Origin of the sequence: Marisediminitalea lipolytica, from assembly GCF_001758465.1 — a bacterium.
GTDB lineage: Bacteria > Pseudomonadota > Gammaproteobacteria > Enterobacterales > Alteromonadaceae > Alteromonas > Alteromonas lipolytica.
This window is the reverse complement of the sequence record NZ_MJIC01000016.1, coordinates 212,784-229,279: the sequence shown is the minus strand read 5'-3', so window position 1 is coordinate 229,279 and position 16,496 is coordinate 212,784. Positions and strand designations below refer to the sequence as shown.

The window sequence follows — 16,496 nt, the reverse complement described above, 5'->3', positions numbered from 1 at the left end:
TTGTTTATGACCATAAAAGTTTTAGTGGTTGATGATTCCGCTTTGATTCGACAGTTACTGTCGCAAATTATTGATTCGGCTCCGGGTTTACGACTGGTGGGGGCTGCGCCGGATGCCTACGTGGCAAAGAAAATGGTACTCGAATATGAGCCGGACGTGATTACTCTGGACATCGAAATGCCCAAGGTTAATGGCCTTCGGTTTTTGGAAGTCCTGATGCAGGCTAAACCGATCCCGGTGCTGATGATTTCGACTCTGACTCAGCAAGGCGCCGATGCGACTTTTCGATCACTGGAACTGGGGGCCATTGATTTTATTCCCAAGCCCAAACTGGGCGTGGCCCAGGGGATAAAAGATTACAGCGAGTTAATCGTGAGTAAAATCCAGACAGTGGCCAAAGCTTACGTGCGTAAACCGCGTAAGCTGCCCCTAACCTCAACGGCTAAAGTACAGTTTTCTGGTACCGAAAAAATCCTGGCAATTGGCGCGTCCACCGGCGGCACCGAAGCCATTAAACATGTACTGAGCGGTCTGCCGGGAAATGCACCGGCAACGGTGATTACTCAGCATATGCCACCGGGCTATACCTCCACTTTTGCCAAGCGTCTGGATAGCTGCTGTGCCATGCAGGTTAGGGAAGCCAAAGGAGGAGAACGATTGCTACCGGGCTATGCCTATCTGGCCCCCGGTGATAAACATATGGTGGTAGAACGCAGTGGTGCCGACTATCGCATTGTTCTGGACGATGGCATGCGGGTAACCGGGCATAAACCGTCAGTGGACAAGTTATTCGATTCCCTGGCCAGTGCAGCAGGCAGTAACGTGGTGGCTACGCTGCTTACCGGAATGGGCAAAGATGGTGCGGCTGGCATGCTGAAGTTAAAGCAGGAGGGGGCATCAACCTTTTGTCAGGATAAAGACAGCTGTGTGGTATTTGGAATGCCCAAAGCGGCGATCGATTTGGGGGCTGCTGATCATGTTGTTAGTCTGGAGAAGATGTCCGCCAGGCTGATTGACGAATTTGTTCGGATTGGCGCGGGGTCTCGTTTATAAAAGCAAGGCAATTTGGCCGGTGCTGGTTATGGAAAGCCATTCAGGTCAATGACATTTGTCCGACAAAGGTATAAGCTTAGCTAAACTCATCAGACCTGTTTGCCATTCCGTTGCCGGGGAGCACAGGTTAATTGAAAAAGAGAATAGCTAACCATGAATGCAAATGTTGTACTAAGTGGTGTCGGCCTATGGACACCACCTAATAAAATTACCAATCAGGAGCTGGTCGACAGCTACAACGCGTGGGCTACGGCCTACAATCAACAACATCAAAGTGAAATAGACGCCGGAACATTAACCGCCAAACCGTTTTCCAGCGCTGAATTTATCGAAAAGGCCTCAGGCATCAAAAGCCGCTATATCTATCGTAAGGAAGGGGCGCTGGATATTGAGCGCATGCGCCCTGTTATACCTGAGCGCGGCGAGGAGGAGCTGTCTAATCAGGCCGAAATCGCTATTGAAGCCGCCCGGCTGGCCATGGCGGACGCCAATAAGACTGCCGCCGATATTGATGCGGTGATCGTCTCTTGTGCTTATACCCAACGCTCTTACCCGGCGATCGCCATAGAGGTTCAGCAGGCACTGGAAATTGAGGGATTTGGCTTTGATATGCTGGTGGCGTGTTCCGCCGCGACTTTTGGTATGCACCGGGCGTGGGAAATGATCGCCTCTGGCAACGCCAGATGCGTGCTGGTGATAAATCCTGAACTGGTGTCCCCTCAGGTGAATTATACCGATCGCGACAGTCACTTTATTTTTGGTGATGTGGCAACGGCTACGGTGCTGGAAAGTGCCGCGACGGTGAATACCGATACCGCCTTTGATATTTTAAGTACCAAAGCTCAAACGGTTTTCTCCAACAATATTCGTTCAAACTTTGGTTATATCAGTCGCGCTAATGACACCGATCCCTTTGGCCCGGATAAGTTGTTTCATCAGGCTGGCCGCAAGGTGTTTAAAGAAGTTTGTCCAATGGCTGCTGAGCACATTACCGCCCATCTTGCCCAGCATGACATCGCTGCAGAGCAGGTCAGTCGCTGGTGGTTACATCAGGCCAATATTAATATGAACACCCTGATTTGTAAGAAATTACTGGGGCGGGATGCTAACGCTGAAGAAGCCCCAATTGTGCTGGATGAATACGCTAATACAGCATCGGCCGGTTCAATTATTGCGTTCGCGTTGCACCACCGGGATCTGGCCAGTCAGGATGTTGGCGTGATCTGTTCATTTGGTGCCGGCTACTCTATCGGGAGTCTGGTGATCCGTAAAAGGTAACTGGCAGCAACAGTCAGTTTGTGATAGAAAATACCCATACTTTATAGGGGGTTAATTTCCCGCCCGGCGCGACGCTGTCTGGTCGTCGCGCCTGTTACATGCTTGGCATCAAACCGTAGGACAACAAATGATTGCAGATATAGGCTATGGCCTGAATAGTATGGGTTACCTGATGTTGTTGCTGCTGCTGTTTACGGTTCGTAAACCCGGCCTGGCCAAGTACATGCTTAGCCTGGCAACACTGGTAACACTGTTGTGGTCGTTAAGCTTTGTTTCCTACCTGAGTGGTCCGCTCAGCGTGTTTCACTTATTGCAGGCAGACACCATCAAACAAGGTGTCTGGTTACTGTTTATCGCCAGTTGCCTGAAAAATGACTTTGCCAATCTCTGGCAGGTTTTACGCCAGCCCGCCACCGTGTTTGCTCTTATTGTGCCGGCAATTGCGCTGGTGACCCCCTGGTTTATTCATGTCGATATTACCTGGCATTTTTTACTGCAAACGCTGATAGCCCTGGAAGGACTTATTCTGCTGGAAGTGTTGTACCGCCAGGTAGGTAAAGACCAATGGGCGTACAAGCCTCTGGCGTTGTACCTTGGTGCCACCAACCTGTTTGAATTTGTATCCTACGCCAACGCGACAATGGTAGCGAATATTGAGCCCGGATTTATTGCGGCCCGGGGCTATTTCTATCTGCTGATGCTACCGTTTCTGGTCATCGCAACCCGGCGCATCAAGCACTGGGGGGTGAGTATTTTTATCTCCCGCGATGTGGTGCTGCACAGTTCGCTGCTGCTGGTGGCAGGGGTGTATTTATTTATCATGGCAGCAATGGGGTACGTCATCAGCTACCTGGGATGGAGCTGGGGCTCAACGGTGCAGATTATTCTGGTAGCCTTATCACTGGTGGTGCTGGCTACGGTGTTTATGTCGAATAACTTTCGTACCCGGATTAAGGTATTTATTACCAAACACTTTTTTGCCAATCAGTTTGATTACCGGGCGGAATGGGTCAAGTTAACCAACATTCTTTCTTCCAATGATCAGTCACTACCCAGTGTTTATAATGTTGCGCTGGAAGGGGTAATGGGCGCTATTAATTACGACAGCGGTGCATTGGTGAAGAAACAGGGGCCGGGTTTTCATGTGGTCAGCAGCGATCATTTTGGCTCCCTGGATGAAGTGGAAGCAACGTTAAAACCGCTGTGGGAATATTGTGAAAGGACCGGCTGGCTTATCGACCTCGATGAATATCGCACCAAGCCTTATGTTTACGAAGGGCTGAATTTGCCTAATGCGTTAATAGCTGACACCACCTTACAGCTGATAATTCCTTTTATCCGTCACGACAATATGTGGGGGCTGGCCCTGTTGTGTGCGGTTGATCGCCCCAAGGTGGCACTTAACTGGGAGGTGCGGGATTATTTAAATGCGGTGACCAACCAGATTGCCAATTTTATCTATTTACATGAAGCCGCCCAATCCCTCGCTGAAAATGCCCAGTTTGCGGCGTTCAACCGAATGGCAGCCTTTGTTTTGCATGATCTGAAAAATGTACTGGCACAGATCGACCTGATCTTGTGTAATGCTGAACAGCACAAAGCAAATCCTGAATTTATTGAAGATACCTTTGAAACACTGCATCATACCAAAGCACGTATGGACAGGATGTTACGCCAGCTCACCGAGAAGCAGGTGGAAGAGAAAGGGGCAAATGCCACGCATACGTTGTCTGCATTAATTGAACAGGTCATCGAAAAACGCTGTCAGTCGTTATTGCCGATCCCCCAAATGGTGGTGAAGGACGAAACCAGTGTAGTGGTTGACCAGGATAAGTTTGCGAATGTGATGTATCATCTTCTTAGTAACGCGCAACAGGCGTGTGCTGATGACGGTGAAATTGAAGTGACGCTGGTACTGGATGCTCAGCATGGTCATCAGCTTGTGTTTATTGAAGACAATGGCACAGGCATGGACGAAGAATTTATCAAGCATCGGTTGTTCAAACCCTTCGATACCACCAAAGGTAACGCGGGCATGGGCATAGGGGCGTACGATGCAAAAACCTATATGGAATCGATTGGCGGATATCTGCAGGTGCAAAGTCAGCCGGGTGTTGGAACCTGCTTTACTCTGGGCTTTCCTGTTGAGTGATGTCGTCGAAAGAAAATAAAAACGGAAATAGAATATGAGTGACACCATTCTGGTAGTTGATGACGACCTGGGGATCCAAAAGCAGTTAAAATGGAGCCTGACGGATTTTAATGTAGTTTTTGCTGATGATCGCCCGTCAGCCATCGCTCAGCTAAGACGCTTTGAACCCAAGGTTGTTACGCTTGATCTTGGCTTGCCCCCGGACCCGGCCAATGCGTCAGAAGGGTTGCAGGCATTAGAAGAAATCCTGGCGTTAGCGCCAAACACCAAAGTCATTGTTGTCACCGGCAACAACGACAAGGAAAATGCTCTCAAAGCCATTGATCTGGGGGCTTACGACTTCTATCAGAAACCCATTGATTCCGACACGATTAAGCTGTTGATCAACCGGGCGCTTAACCTGGCAAAACTGGAAGATGAAAACCGTATTCTGGCGAAAACCCGCCCGGCAATGGGACGGATCATCGGTAACAGCGACGCGATCCAGACGGTAATGCGCAAGGCCGAAAAAATTGCTGGTACGGACATCAGTACCTTACTGCTGGGAGAAAGTGGTACCGGTAAAGAGGTATTTGCAAGGACTATCCACGAACACAGCCCGCGTAAAGATCAGCCTTTTGTGGCTATCAACTGTGCATCGATTCCGGAAAACCTGCTGGAAAGTGAACTGTTCGGTTATGAAAAAGGCGCCTTTACCGGTGCCAATAAAACCACCGTGGGCAAGATTGAAACTGCCCAGGGCGGTACGTTGTTTTTGGACGAAATTGGCGATATGCCCATTGGTTTACAGGCGAAAATGTTACGTTTTCTGCAGGAACGGGTGATTGAGCGGGTAGGGGGCAGAAACGAGATCCCGGTAGATATTCGGGTGATATGTGCGACGCACCGGGATATTCAGGCCATGGTGGGTGAAGAAACGTTCCGGGAGGATTTGTTCTACCGGATTGGTGAGATCCCTATCAATATTCCGCCCTTACGGGAGCGCGAGCAGGATATCATTTTGCTGGCACGCACGTTCCTTAACCAGTATCGCGAAGATTTTAATGCCAAGGCTAAAAGCTTTAGCGATGGTGCGATAAAAGCCATGCTTGCTCATCGCTGGCCGGGTAACATTCGTGAACTGCAAAACAAGCTAAAGTCAGCGGTGATCATGGCCGAGGGTACAGTGATCCAGGCGGATGATTTAGGTTTAATTGAACCCTCAGAAGACTTTGACGGCGAGAACCTGAATTTGCGCGAAGTGCGGGAACAGGCCGAAAGTAAGGCGATCCGGAAGGCGTATCAGCGAGCCGATAAAAATATGTCAAAAACGGCCGAGCTGTTGGGCGTAACCCGGCCTACGCTGTACTCGCTGATAGATAAATATCACCTGGAAGATTTAAAAACCGGCGTGTAGTTTTTCCTGCTCTGGTTTAAGTGGCTGTTACATCATCCGGTGTGACAGCTGATTCAACTTTTTCACTGTCTCCCCAGTCAATTGATGACATGTTGTTAAGCGAAGTCTGGATCCGGGTGGGTGGCAGATGATGCTTTTTTTCCAGCGGCGTTTTAAATGTGTTTTTAGCTGCATGCTGCTTCTCGCCGGTTAAACCAATCCAGCAGTCTTTACCGGAACGTTTTGCCGCATAAAGACAATCATCTAACAGGGCAAAGTAACCGTTCCAGTCCAGAAAGGTGGGCGAACTCGGATATAAAGGCAGCACGCAAAAGCCAATAGAGCAGGTGATATGGATGTTTCTTTTATTGTCGAGGGCAAACAGGTGCTGATCGATCCCCTGACGTAATCGCTCAGCCAGGCTAATTGCCTCCTGGCGATTGGTATTGCGGCATACGGTTAAAAATTCTTCTCCACCCCAGCGAATTAACATATCAGAAGGGCGAAATACCGAGCGCATGACTTTGGCTAACTCAATTAAAATGTTGTCGCCGGCCAGATGCCCGTAGGTATCGTTAATGGTTTTAAAATTATCGATATCCAGCAGAAAACAAATCATATCCGATGGACTGTTATCCAGGGCGGCGCCTGCCTGCATAAGATAGGCGCGCTGGGCCCGGTTGATTTCCTGGGGTAGCTGATTATTTAAATACTGACGGTTATACAGGCCGGTAAGGGGGTCCATAAGACTGGCCCTCTCAAGGGCAAGATAGGCATTTTCGAGCTCGTGGTTTTTTGACTCAAGCTCCTGGGTTCTGCGACTGACTTCCCGTTTTAAAAACCTGGCGCGCTGGCTGTGATTAAAACGGCTCCAGATTAAAAATACCAGTAACGTAATGGCAAACAAGGTAGCGTACAGCATACGTAACTGAAGTTCCTGCTGCTCAGCCTGAGCCAACTGAATGGCCTGATTTTTGTTGGTGAGCTCCAGTGCCTGTGCCTGGCGTTCCACGTCAAGCTGCGACTGCAGGTAAAGTAACGCCAGGGAGCGGCGCTGGTCGATGCTTTGCTTCTCTAACTGTTGTTGACGCTTAAGGGCGGCCAGTGCATTAGCAAAATCGCCTTGTTGCTCAAATAGCCTGACTTTCATGCCTTCATAGCGCCCCTGAGTATACAACTCGCCGCGCTCTCTGGCCTGTTGCAGACCAAGGTCAATGTGATTTTTGCTTTGTTGCAGGTTTTCATTGCCCAGATAAGCCCGGGCCAGCATCAGATGAATTTCGGTTAACAACGTGGTGCAGTTGTTTTGGACTGCCGATTGCAAAATGGGCTCCAGTAACGAAACGCCTTGGGAAAATTGTTTTTCATTAATCAGAATGTTGCCCAGCAAAGTGTTGGTTTTTGCCACATCACACTGAGCATCAAGGGCTGAATATTGTTGTCGACTTTGTGCCAAATGATGACGGGCAGCGGCATAGTTACCGGCTTCGACATTGAGCTGTCCAAGGTTATAATCGAGCTCTGCTTGCAGAGATTTAACCTCCAGCGTACTGATAAGTGCAGCGGCATCCTGTAAATAAAGCATCGCTTCATCGTGTTTATTGATATCGTTATACACCCGGGCAATATTCATCAGCGCGGTGGCCACCGCGATATTGTCATTCTCTTGTCTGAGTAATGGTAATGCACGTTCGAGCTGACTGAGCGCACTTTCAAACTGACCCAGCTGACGCAGGGAAATACCTACCTCTAACTGTTGAATAGCGATACCCAGGTTACGGTTTTGCTGATGATAGATGTCTTTAGCCAGGTTAAAATAGCCCAGCGCTGACTGATACAGGCCCATCACCCGATAGGTTCTGCCTATATCGGTGTACAGATTGGCCATACCGAGAGGCTCGTCTACCGTTTTAAAGTAATCCAGCGCACTCTGAAATTGGCGAAGCGCCAGGGGATAGTTATTTTTGACCAGCGAAATATGGCCGAGCGCATGGGCAGCAGATGCCATGGCATGTTGGTCATTACTTGCCGCAAAGGTGTCCAAATGTTCGTGAATATGGCGTTCTGCCCTGAGGGTGTCGCCCTCATTAACCAGATCATCAACATTAAAACCACTGGAATAAAGTGCGTGTTCTTCCGTCGATACATGGCGCATGGTATGCGAAAACGCTGGCACAACGTAACATAGTACGGACAATAACAGGCCTGCACGGAATAACTTCATTACTTTCTACACCGCCCTGTGACGTTTGACCGCGAAACTCCATTTTACCGCGGCATAGTCTTAATTTAGTCTTAAGTTTAACTTATAAGATAATTTATGGTTAGAACAGTTTAAAAAATAATCAGCCTTAAATGAAGTTTTGTTTAACTTCGTCAATATTTAAGCTGGCATAACGCTGGATCCACAGCCTTATCAGCTTAGATTTTGCAATACCACTCTGATCAGAAAGCTGCTGTAACTGCGCTATACATTCTTCGGTCAGCGTAAAAGTGGCGCGACGCATCGGCTCAGGGGAAACTGCGCTGCCCGCTTTATCAGCAGCGGCCGTTATTGGAACGACCACGCCATTAGCATAATTCAGCGCTTCCTGAATAAACTCCTCGGCACTTACCTTGTCCCGGGTTGAATGCCTAGCTTGCGGCGCTGTACGAGAGAGATTGATCAGACTCATGTTGTTCCCCTTTACCCCGGGCCAGTAATTCTTCGATGATACTGCGAATTTCTATCGCTGCTTTGCCATCTGGTTCGCTTTCCAGTACAGAACGACCGTATTCTTCAGAGTCGTCATACATGTTGCGACTAAATGTCACCGAGTTCAGGACCGGTACTTCAAAGGAACGGCAAACTTCTTTGGCTTCGAGAATTCTTGACGCCAGCGAAGGCAGAGATGGGCACTGAGTAATCACAAATGCGGCATTCATCCGCGGATTTACCATCTTACAGGTAGAGAGGATATCTTCCATGTGCGGAACCGTTTTTAAATCGCGACGCTTTGGACGCAGCGGGATTAAAATATGATCAGCCACCGCCATAGACGAACGTAATGCCAGGTTATCCTGTCCACCGCAGTCGATGACCACGTAGTCATAACGTTCCTTGAGGCTCAGTAATTCATTGCGGATTTTGCCGTACAGCTGAATGCAGGTAATGGACGGCAGTTCATCATTGCTGCTGCGTTCCTGCGCCCAGTCTGAAGTTGTGCGCTGAGGGTCACAATCTACCATTAACACACTGGCTTTCTTTTCACAGCGTAAATAAACGGCGATATTCTGGGCGATACAGCTTTTGCCGCTACCGCCTTTTTCGCCACCAACTAAAATCATCATTGTTCAATCCTCATTAGGTAACCGTAATTACGTAATAAAAAAGTGAACACTCTGCGGGCAATACTGAATAGTCGTCACTGGCTGTTCAGTATGCTTTGCAGTGTTCGGTAACCCCGCTATCTTATCCATCGACGTAGACCGGAAGTTTTGCGTCACATCTTTTCAGAATGCTTTGCCTTTTTCATTGACTGCCTGGATGTCTGGTGCCACCCATTTTGAAGCTGTAGAGATAATAGACGACGCAACCTCGCCTCGCTACGTAATCCAGGCATCAAAATCTATATTAAGGGATTGGGGTTAATACGCTTCGACCCTGATTTATTTTTAATTTTGTTGATTTATTGTTGTTATATTGATTTAAAAAACTGATTAGGATGATTTGCTTTAGTCACTGGCTCTTCATGATTCAGGCGTTATACTGGGCTAAATACTAAAGGAGATTGAAATGACTCATCCCGTCGATAAACCTTCCTACGAAGGTAAAAAAGTACCCGCTGTAACCTTTGCCATCCGTGCTGGTGAAGAATGGATTAAACGGACTACCGATGACATTTTTGCCGGTAAGACTGTGGTGGTTTTCTCATTACCGGGCGCTTTTACGCCAACTTGTTCATCTACCCATTTACCGCGTTACAACGAGCTGGCCGATACGTTTAAAGAACATGGTGTGGACGAAATTGTTTGTATTTCGGTTAACGACACTTTTGTTATGAACGCCTGGGCTGCGGATCAGGAAGCGGCAAATGTAGCGCTGATCCCTGACGGTAATGGTGAGTTCACCGACGGTATGGGTATGCTGGTGGACAAAGCTGATCTTGGCTTTGGTAAGCGCAGCTGGCGTTATTCCATGCTGGTGAAAGATGGTGTGGTGGAAAAAATGTTCATTGAACCAAACAAGCCGGGAGACCCCTTTGAAGTTTCTGACGCCGATACCATGCTGGCTTATATTGCGCCTGATGCGGTGAAAAAAGAGCCGGTATCCATTATCACTAAACCGGGCTGTCCGTATTGCGCGAAAGCCAAGGCGCTGCTGACAGAAAAAGGCTACAAATACGAAGAAATTGTTATGGGTCAGAATGCCAGCTTTACTTCGCTCAAAGCCATTAGCGGGCGGGATACCGTGCCCCAGGTGTTTATTGGCGGCAAACACATAGGTGGTAGTGACGACCTCGAAGCGTACTTCGCTTAATCCGAAAAACAAAAACTCGCCCTTGCGGCGAGTTTTTTATTAACCTACCCCTTAGTTTTACAGCGCTGGCGCGTCAAAGTCTTCGGGTTCATCCGTGTAAATGCAAACATTCCAGTCTTCAGCCAGACCGTCTTCCGCCTGACAGTAAGTGGCAAAAAAATCACTGATTTCCTGACGCTGGCAATGCGCCTCGAAGCTTGCCATATCCGCCCAAATCTCATTAAAGGCAATAGGAAAACTGCTGCCTTCGGCGAACGGACTGGTGATGTGGCGGGTGACAATATACTGGATACAGCCATCTTCTCTTAACGTATTGGGTTCCAGGCTTTGTAATACTTTAAAGAGCTCCTTATCTTTGCCAGGTTTGGGCAGGAACTGAGCGCAGCAGTAAACTTTTTTAGACATAGTGAATCCTTAACAGGCTTGGATTTGTTGTTGTAGTGCTCTTCAGTATGGCGATTCTGTTGTCGATGTCAAAACCGGTTGAACCGGGTCCGCAACTATCGGGTTTTGCCGGGCGTTTATCGTTCTTTCCCTCGTTATCGTGATGCGAATTTGTCATAGTAAGAAAAAACACCAGGACGAGAACAATGAAAAAGCAAATCAGGGCCGCCATGTTATGGGCAGCTTGCATCACCACTTCACTGCCATCCATGGCCGCTTTAAATGCCGATGAGCAGCGCATGGCTGATTTTATTGAGCAGCGTAAAACCCAGGCCATGGCGTTGCTGGAAGAGAGTGTCAATATCAACAGCGGTACCATGAATTTTGCCGGGGTTAAAAGTGTGGCTGAGTTACTGATGCCTGAATTTCAGACACTTGGTTTTGATGTTCGCTTTGAAGACGGTGGGGAATTTAACCGGGCCGGGCATCTTATTGCCAAACTGGAAGGGGGTAACGGGCCTAAAATATTGCTGATTGGCCATCTTGATACCGTGTTTGAACCCTCGAGTCCGTTTCAGACCTTTGCTTATGTCGATGAAAATCATGTTAGTGGCCCCGGCGTAGCAGACATGAAAGGCGGCAACATAATCATGCTTGAAGCCTTACGTGCTTTACACGCGGCTGGGAAGTTAGCGTCTATGAATATTATGGTGGTGATGACCGGCGACGAGGAACTGAGTGGTCGTCCTCTGGCTTTGTCGAAAAAGGCCCTGATTGACGGTGCTAAATGGGCTGACATTGCCTTGGGATTCGAAAACGGTGATGGTAATCCTGCCACGGCAAATGTGTCCCGGCGTGGCTCTGTTGATTGGGTGCTAACGGTTACCGGCACGCCTGCTCACTCCTCGCAGGTGTTTAAGCCAACGGTAGGTGCAGGCGCAATTTACGAAGCTTCACGCATTTTAAACGCCTTTTACACCAAACTTCGTAGTGAGCAATTACTTACATTTAACCCTGGTCGGATTATAGGTGGAACCGAAGTGACCCATGATAAATCCAGCAATAGTGGAACGACCTTCGGTAAAAATAATGTGGTGGCTGAACATGCCGTTGTCACCGGCGATATCAGGGCTGTTTCGCAAGAGCAGCTTACTCGGGTGCAGCATAAAATGCGCGCTATTGTGCAGCAAAGCCTGCCGCAAACCGGCGCTGAAATTACCTTTGGCGAAGGATATCCCCCCTTATCACCTTCAGCCGGAAACCAACAGTTGCTAAACCTGTACAGTGAGGTCAGTCAGGATCTGGGACAGGGAAAAGTCGCTGCGGTTAATCCACTCAATGCCGGCGCAGCGGATGTGTCTTTTACGTCGGAGTATGTCGAGATGGCACTTGATGGGCTGGGTATGAGTGGGTCGGGTGGCCATACCGTGAAAGAAACCGCGGTAATTAGTGCTTTACCGGCACAGGCCAAGCGTGCAGCTATTCTGCTGTCACGTCTGAATGAGCGGTAGGGTCAGTTTACATATTGCATTTGTCAGATAGGGCCGCCATAGTAGCGGCCTTGCTGATTTTTCGGAGCGAACCATTGAAGTCGTTGTTTAATCATATTTGTATCCTTGTTGCCCTGAGTTTCCCTGCATTGGCTGCCGGGCAATCTCAGTTTGCCTTACAGCAGGGCTTTACTGCTCTTTACGAAAAAGAGCTTGGCAGCACACAAAAGTGCCTGGATGCCTCGGCAAATCGCTTTGCGGTCTGCTCCGCCGTGCTCAGAGGTGACACAAATGCCCCGTTTATTTTGTTACAGAGTGCAGAAAGTCCGATTGTAGTACTGACCCATGGGTTAAGTGACTCGCCGTTTTTTGTTTCCGCCATTGCCGCTGAGCTTTACGCTTCCGGTTATACTGTGATTGCACCATTGTTACCCGGCCACGGACTCAAAGATGCGGGTGATGTTATGGCAGATGAGCAACTGGCCGAACGCTGGCAGGCTCATCTGGCTGACGTTATTGCGCTTGCTCTGGAATCTACGGATAAGGTTATTCTGGGGGGCTTTTCTACCGGGGGCGCCTTGTCGGTGGATTATTACCTGAATCATCCTGACAACGTAAAAGGGATCCTGTTATTTTCCGGTGCGCTGGCGTTAAACGGTAATGTTGAGTCTTTGTCAAAAATCTGGGGCATAAAAACCCTGGCAAAGTGGCTGGATGGCGATTACCAGACCGATGGCCCTAACCCGCAAAAGTATCCCAAGGTAGCGAGTTTTGCTGGTCTGGAGTTAATGGAATTGATCCGTGGCATTCGTGAGCAACTGGATGATGGAGCGCGTATTGAAGTCCCCGTGTTTGTCGCCCATTCTCAGGCCGATCAGACCACTCCGATTGAGGGCGTGGAAAATCTGCTGACCTATGTGGACGCCGATAATACGTTTTATGTCATTGATGAGGAGTACCAGCTTTGTCATGCCGATTTGGTGGTAAACCGTCTGCTGTTGGAAAAAATGCAGTTTGATAAAAGCCGCGCCGATTTAGGTGAAACCTGTGGGATACCACAGGTAAACCCACAGTTCTTCCCCATGGCACGTGCATTGCGCGGCTTTGTAGAATTTGCCCTGCAATAGCAGGGCAACGGGGTTACCGCTTGGTACGTTTTAGCAGGTAGAAGCCGGCGGGTACCACTAACAACGACAATACCAGGGCGCTGGCCATACCGCCGACCATGGGTGCGGCTATCCTGCTCATCACTTCAGAGCCGGTGCCACTGCCGCCAATCACCGGCAATAGCCCTATCATCACCGTTAATACTGTCATCAGCACCGGACGTACGCGTTTCAGTGCGCCATCTTCAACAGCAGCACGCAAGTTGGTATTGCTTGCAACGCCATTGTCAGCACTGATATCTGCACAGGATGCATTCAGGTAAATGACCATGATCACGCCAATTTCTACGGCGACCCCAGCCAGGGCGATAAAGCCAACGCCGACTGCAACGGACAAGTGATAATCGAGTGCGTAAAGCAGCCAGATGCCGCCGATCAGTGCCATGGGCAAGGTGCCGAGGATTAACAGGACATCACTAAAGCGGCGAAAGCTCATAAACAGCAGGATGACAATCACGGCCAGGGTCATGGGCACCACAAAGGTAAGCTTTTGTATTGCTCGTTCAAGGTACTCATACTGGCCAGCCCATTGCAGCGTGTAACCTGCCGGCAGTGAAAGTTCCTTATCGAGCACCGCTTTGGCGTTGGTAACGTAGGTATCGAGTGCCATGCCGTTAACATCGATAAAGGTATAACCGGTTAAGCGCGCATTTTCACTTTTAAGCGCGGGTGGGCCCTCGGCTATAACGATGCGAGCGATGTCGCCCAGTGTGAGACGCTCTCCCTGGCGAGTCTGTAACGGCAGCATCGCGAGTGCTTCAGGACTGTCCCTGAAAGGTTGAGCAAAGCGCAGATTAACCGCGTAACGGGCAATATCCTCCACAGTTGATGTAACTGTTTTTCCACCTACAGCCGTACTGATAAACTGCTGTACTTCTTTAACTGATAAGCCATAGCGGTTAATGGCGTTGCGGTCGATATCAATATCAATGTAGCGTGCGCCAGCGACTCTCTCAGCGTAAACAGATGCGGTGCCAGTCAGGGGGCCCAGCAGTTTTTCAATCTGCGCACCGATGCGTTCGATGACCTTCACGTCTGGTCCGGATATTTTAATCCCCAGAGGCGTTTTGATACCGGTTGCGAGCATATCTATGCGGGTCTGAATTGGCATTACCCAGGCGTTCGTCAGCCCGGGAAAGGTCACTATATTATTTAGTTCCCGGCGTAAATCCTCACTGTTGATGCCCGCCCGCCACTGGTTTTGGGGTTTTAACTGAATAAAGGTTTCAATCATGGTCAGTGGCGCGGGATCGGTTGCGGTTTCTGCGCGACCCACTTTACCGAAAACGGTTTTTACTTCGGGTATTGTGCGGATTAATTTATCGGTTTGTTGCAGGATTTCTCTGGCTTCAGCAATAGATACACCAGCGTAAGTGGTGGGCATATACATTAAATCGCCTTCGTCGAGTGGTGGCATAAATTCACTGCCCAGTTTTGACAGTGGATAGTAACCTGCAGCGGTGATCAGCGTTGCTATTAACAGTGTGCTCTTAGGAAATTGCAACACCAGTCGCAATGCTGGCTTGTACGCGGCCTGGGCAATTCGGTTAATCGGATTGCGCTCTTCGGCAACAATATTACCGCGAATGACATACCCCATGAGTACGGGGATCAGTGTAATAGCAAGACCCGCTGCGGCAGCCATGGCAAAGGTTTTAGTATAAGCCAGTGGTGCAAACATCCGGCCTTCCTGCGCTTCTAAAATGAACACGGGTAAGAAGCTCACGGTAATGATCAGCAAACTGAAAAACAGCGCCGGGCCGACTTCGGTGGCGGCCTGGCGCACCAGTTCCCAACGGTTGGCATCCGGGCTGCCTTTTTCCAGATGTTTATGAAAATTTTCTATCATGACTATCGCGCCATCAGTCATAGCGCCAATGGCAATGGCAATCCCGCCAAGTGACATGATGTTGGCATTAATTCCCTGCCAGTGCATGAGCAGAAAAGCCCCTAAAATACCCAATGGGAGGGTGACCAAAGCGACCAGGGCGCTGCGCAAATGCAGCAGAAATAAGCCACAAATCAACGCCACGATGAGCAGTTCTTCAATCAGCTTATCCCAAAGATTATCAATAGCGCTGGCAATAAGGTTGGAGCGGTCGTATACCGGGGTTATTTCAACACCTTCAGGTAATCCGGATTTGAGCTCTGCCAGTTTGGCTTTAACACCGTTGATGGTGTGCTGGGCATTCTCGTCATAGCGCATCACTATTATACCGCCTACGGTTTCGCCTTCGCCATTGAGTTCTGCGATACCGCGGCGTGGTGCCGGACCTTTTCTGATGTCGGCGACGTCAGCAAGAGTAATGGGGGTTCCGGTAGGGGATACGCCCAAACCGATGTTGCGGATGTCGTCGAATGTTTCAATATAGCCGCTAACGGTAACCATATATTCGGCTTCGGCCATTTCAATAACGGATGCCCCAACCTCCTGATTATTCTGGCTAACCGCCTGTTCCAATTGCCCCATAGTCAGGTTGTAAGCATTCAGTTTGTAAGGATCTACCACGATCTGGTATTGCTTTTTCATACCGCCAACGGTGGCCACTTCTGAAACACCGGCTACCGACTGCAGGGCAAATTTGAGGTACCAATCCTGAATGCTGGTCAGTGCTTCAATGCCATGCTGACCAGTGGGATCGCTCAGTGCATACATAAACACCCAGCCCACCCCGGTGGCATCAGGTCCTAAACGGGGTTTAGCGGCAGCAGGCAGCGTTGGGGCGACCTGGGATAAATATTCCAGTACGCGTGAGCGCGCCCAGTACATATCAGTATCATCATCAAACAGAATGTACACATACGAGTCGCCAAAAAAGGAAAATCCCCGCACTGTATGGGCCCCTGGTACTGACAGCATGGCAGACGTCAACGGGTAGGTGACCTGTTGTTCCACAACAGACGGCGCCTGACCGGGATAATTGGTTTGAATGATCACCTGGACATCGGACAAATCAGGAATGGCATCCACCGGTGTTTGCTTGACCGACCATATCCCGGCCGCTGTAAGCATGAAAGCTGCGAGTATAACGAGCACGCGATTGTTGAGAGACCAGCTTATGATAAATGCAATCATTGC

The 16,496-nt window shown here is 49.3% G+C and carries 12 protein-coding genes and 1 riboswitch; of the genes, 7 read left to right on the top strand and 5 right to left on the bottom strand.

Features of this window, described 5'->3' with window-relative positions:
• The first annotated feature begins 6 nt into the window (after positions 1-6).
• The 4 genes from BFC17_RS19490 to prsR all read left to right on the top strand — a co-directional run bounded on the left by BFC17_RS19490 (position 7) and on the right by prsR (position 5,879).
• Positions 7-1,053: a protein-glutamate methylesterase/protein-glutamine glutaminase gene (locus tag BFC17_RS19490; protein WP_070178186.1), complete on the top strand. Its 1,047-nt coding sequence runs from the start codon at positions 7-9 to the stop codon at positions 1,051-1,053.
• A gap of 153 nt (positions 1,054-1,206) precedes the next feature.
• Positions 1,207-2,331: a beta-ketoacyl-ACP synthase III gene (locus tag BFC17_RS19485; RefSeq protein WP_070178185.1), complete on the top strand. Its 1,125-nt coding sequence runs from the start codon at positions 1,207-1,209 to the stop codon at positions 2,329-2,331.
• 127 nt (positions 2,332-2,458) lie between these two features.
• Positions 2,459-4,483 carry an XrtA/PEP-CTERM system histidine kinase PrsK gene (prsK, locus tag BFC17_RS19480; protein WP_070178184.1) on the top strand — a complete coding sequence of 675 codons (2,025 nt, stop codon included), beginning with the start codon at positions 2,459-2,461 and terminating at the stop codon, positions 4,481-4,483.
• Between the two features lie 34 nt (positions 4,484-4,517).
• Positions 4,518-5,879 (top strand): PEP-CTERM-box response regulator transcription factor, encoded by a 1,362-nt coding sequence (gene prsR / locus BFC17_RS19475; protein WP_070178183.1) that lies wholly within the window; start codon positions 4,518-4,520, stop codon positions 5,877-5,879.
• Between the two features lie 16 nt (positions 5,880-5,895).
• On the opposite strand, the gene BFC17_RS19470 is transcribed toward prsR, so the two are convergent.
• The 3 genes from BFC17_RS19470 to BFC17_RS19460 form a co-directional block, all read right to left on the bottom strand.
• Positions 5,896-8,082 (bottom strand): tetratricopeptide repeat-containing diguanylate cyclase, encoded by a 2,187-nt coding sequence (locus tag BFC17_RS19470; RefSeq protein WP_070178182.1) that lies wholly within the window; start codon positions 8,080-8,082, stop codon positions 5,896-5,898.
• Positions 8,083-8,209: 127 nt separating this feature from the next.
• On the bottom strand, positions 8,210-8,533 hold the full coding sequence (locus BFC17_RS19465) for a ribbon-helix-helix domain-containing protein (protein WP_070178181.1): 324 nt from the start codon (positions 8,531-8,533) through the stop codon (positions 8,210-8,212).
• The gene (locus BFC17_RS19460) at positions 8,493-9,188 is read right to left on the bottom strand and encodes an AAA family ATPase (RefSeq protein ID WP_070178180.1); all 696 of its coding nucleotides are present in this window, start codon (positions 9,186-9,188) and stop codon (positions 8,493-8,495) included. The genes BFC17_RS19465 and BFC17_RS19460 overlap by 41 nt, the downstream gene beginning before the upstream one ends.
• Positions 9,189-9,291: 103 nt before the next feature.
• Positions 9,292-9,375: riboswitch (cyclic di-GMP riboswitch) on the bottom strand.
• A 258-nt stretch (positions 9,376-9,633) separates the two neighbouring features.
• Between BFC17_RS19460 and BFC17_RS19455 the strand changes: the two genes are divergently transcribed.
• Positions 9,634-10,377 (top strand): glutathione peroxidase, encoded by a 744-nt coding sequence (locus BFC17_RS19455; protein WP_070178179.1) that lies wholly within the window; start codon positions 9,634-9,636, stop codon positions 10,375-10,377.
• 57 nt (positions 10,378-10,434) lie between these two features.
• On the opposite strand, the gene BFC17_RS19450 is transcribed toward BFC17_RS19455, so the two are convergent.
• Positions 10,435-10,782 carry a putative quinol monooxygenase gene (locus BFC17_RS19450; protein ID WP_070178178.1) on the bottom strand — a complete coding sequence of 116 codons (348 nt, stop codon included), beginning with the start codon at positions 10,780-10,782 and terminating at the stop codon, positions 10,435-10,437.
• A gap of 185 nt (positions 10,783-10,967) precedes the next feature.
• Here BFC17_RS19450 and BFC17_RS19445 point away from each other — a divergent pair, with 185 nt between their 5' ends.
• Together BFC17_RS19445 and BFC17_RS19440 are read left to right on the top strand one after the other, a co-directional pair.
• Entirely contained in the window at positions 10,968-12,272 is a 1,305-nt protein-coding gene (locus BFC17_RS19445; protein WP_083271857.1) for a M20/M25/M40 family metallo-hydrolase, read from the top strand.
• A gap of 74 nt (positions 12,273-12,346) precedes the next feature.
• The gene (locus BFC17_RS19440) at positions 12,347-13,378 is read left to right on the top strand and encodes an alpha/beta hydrolase (protein WP_229680993.1); all 1,032 of its coding nucleotides are present in this window, start codon (positions 12,347-12,349) and stop codon (positions 13,376-13,378) included.
• 13 nt (positions 13,379-13,391) lie between these two features.
• Here the strand turns inward: BFC17_RS19440 and BFC17_RS19435 are convergent, their stop codons facing one another.
• Positions 13,392-16,493 (bottom strand): efflux RND transporter permease subunit, encoded by a 3,102-nt coding sequence (locus BFC17_RS19435; protein WP_070178176.1) that lies wholly within the window; start codon positions 16,491-16,493, stop codon positions 13,392-13,394.
• Between the last annotated feature and the right edge of the window lie 3 nt (positions 16,494-16,496).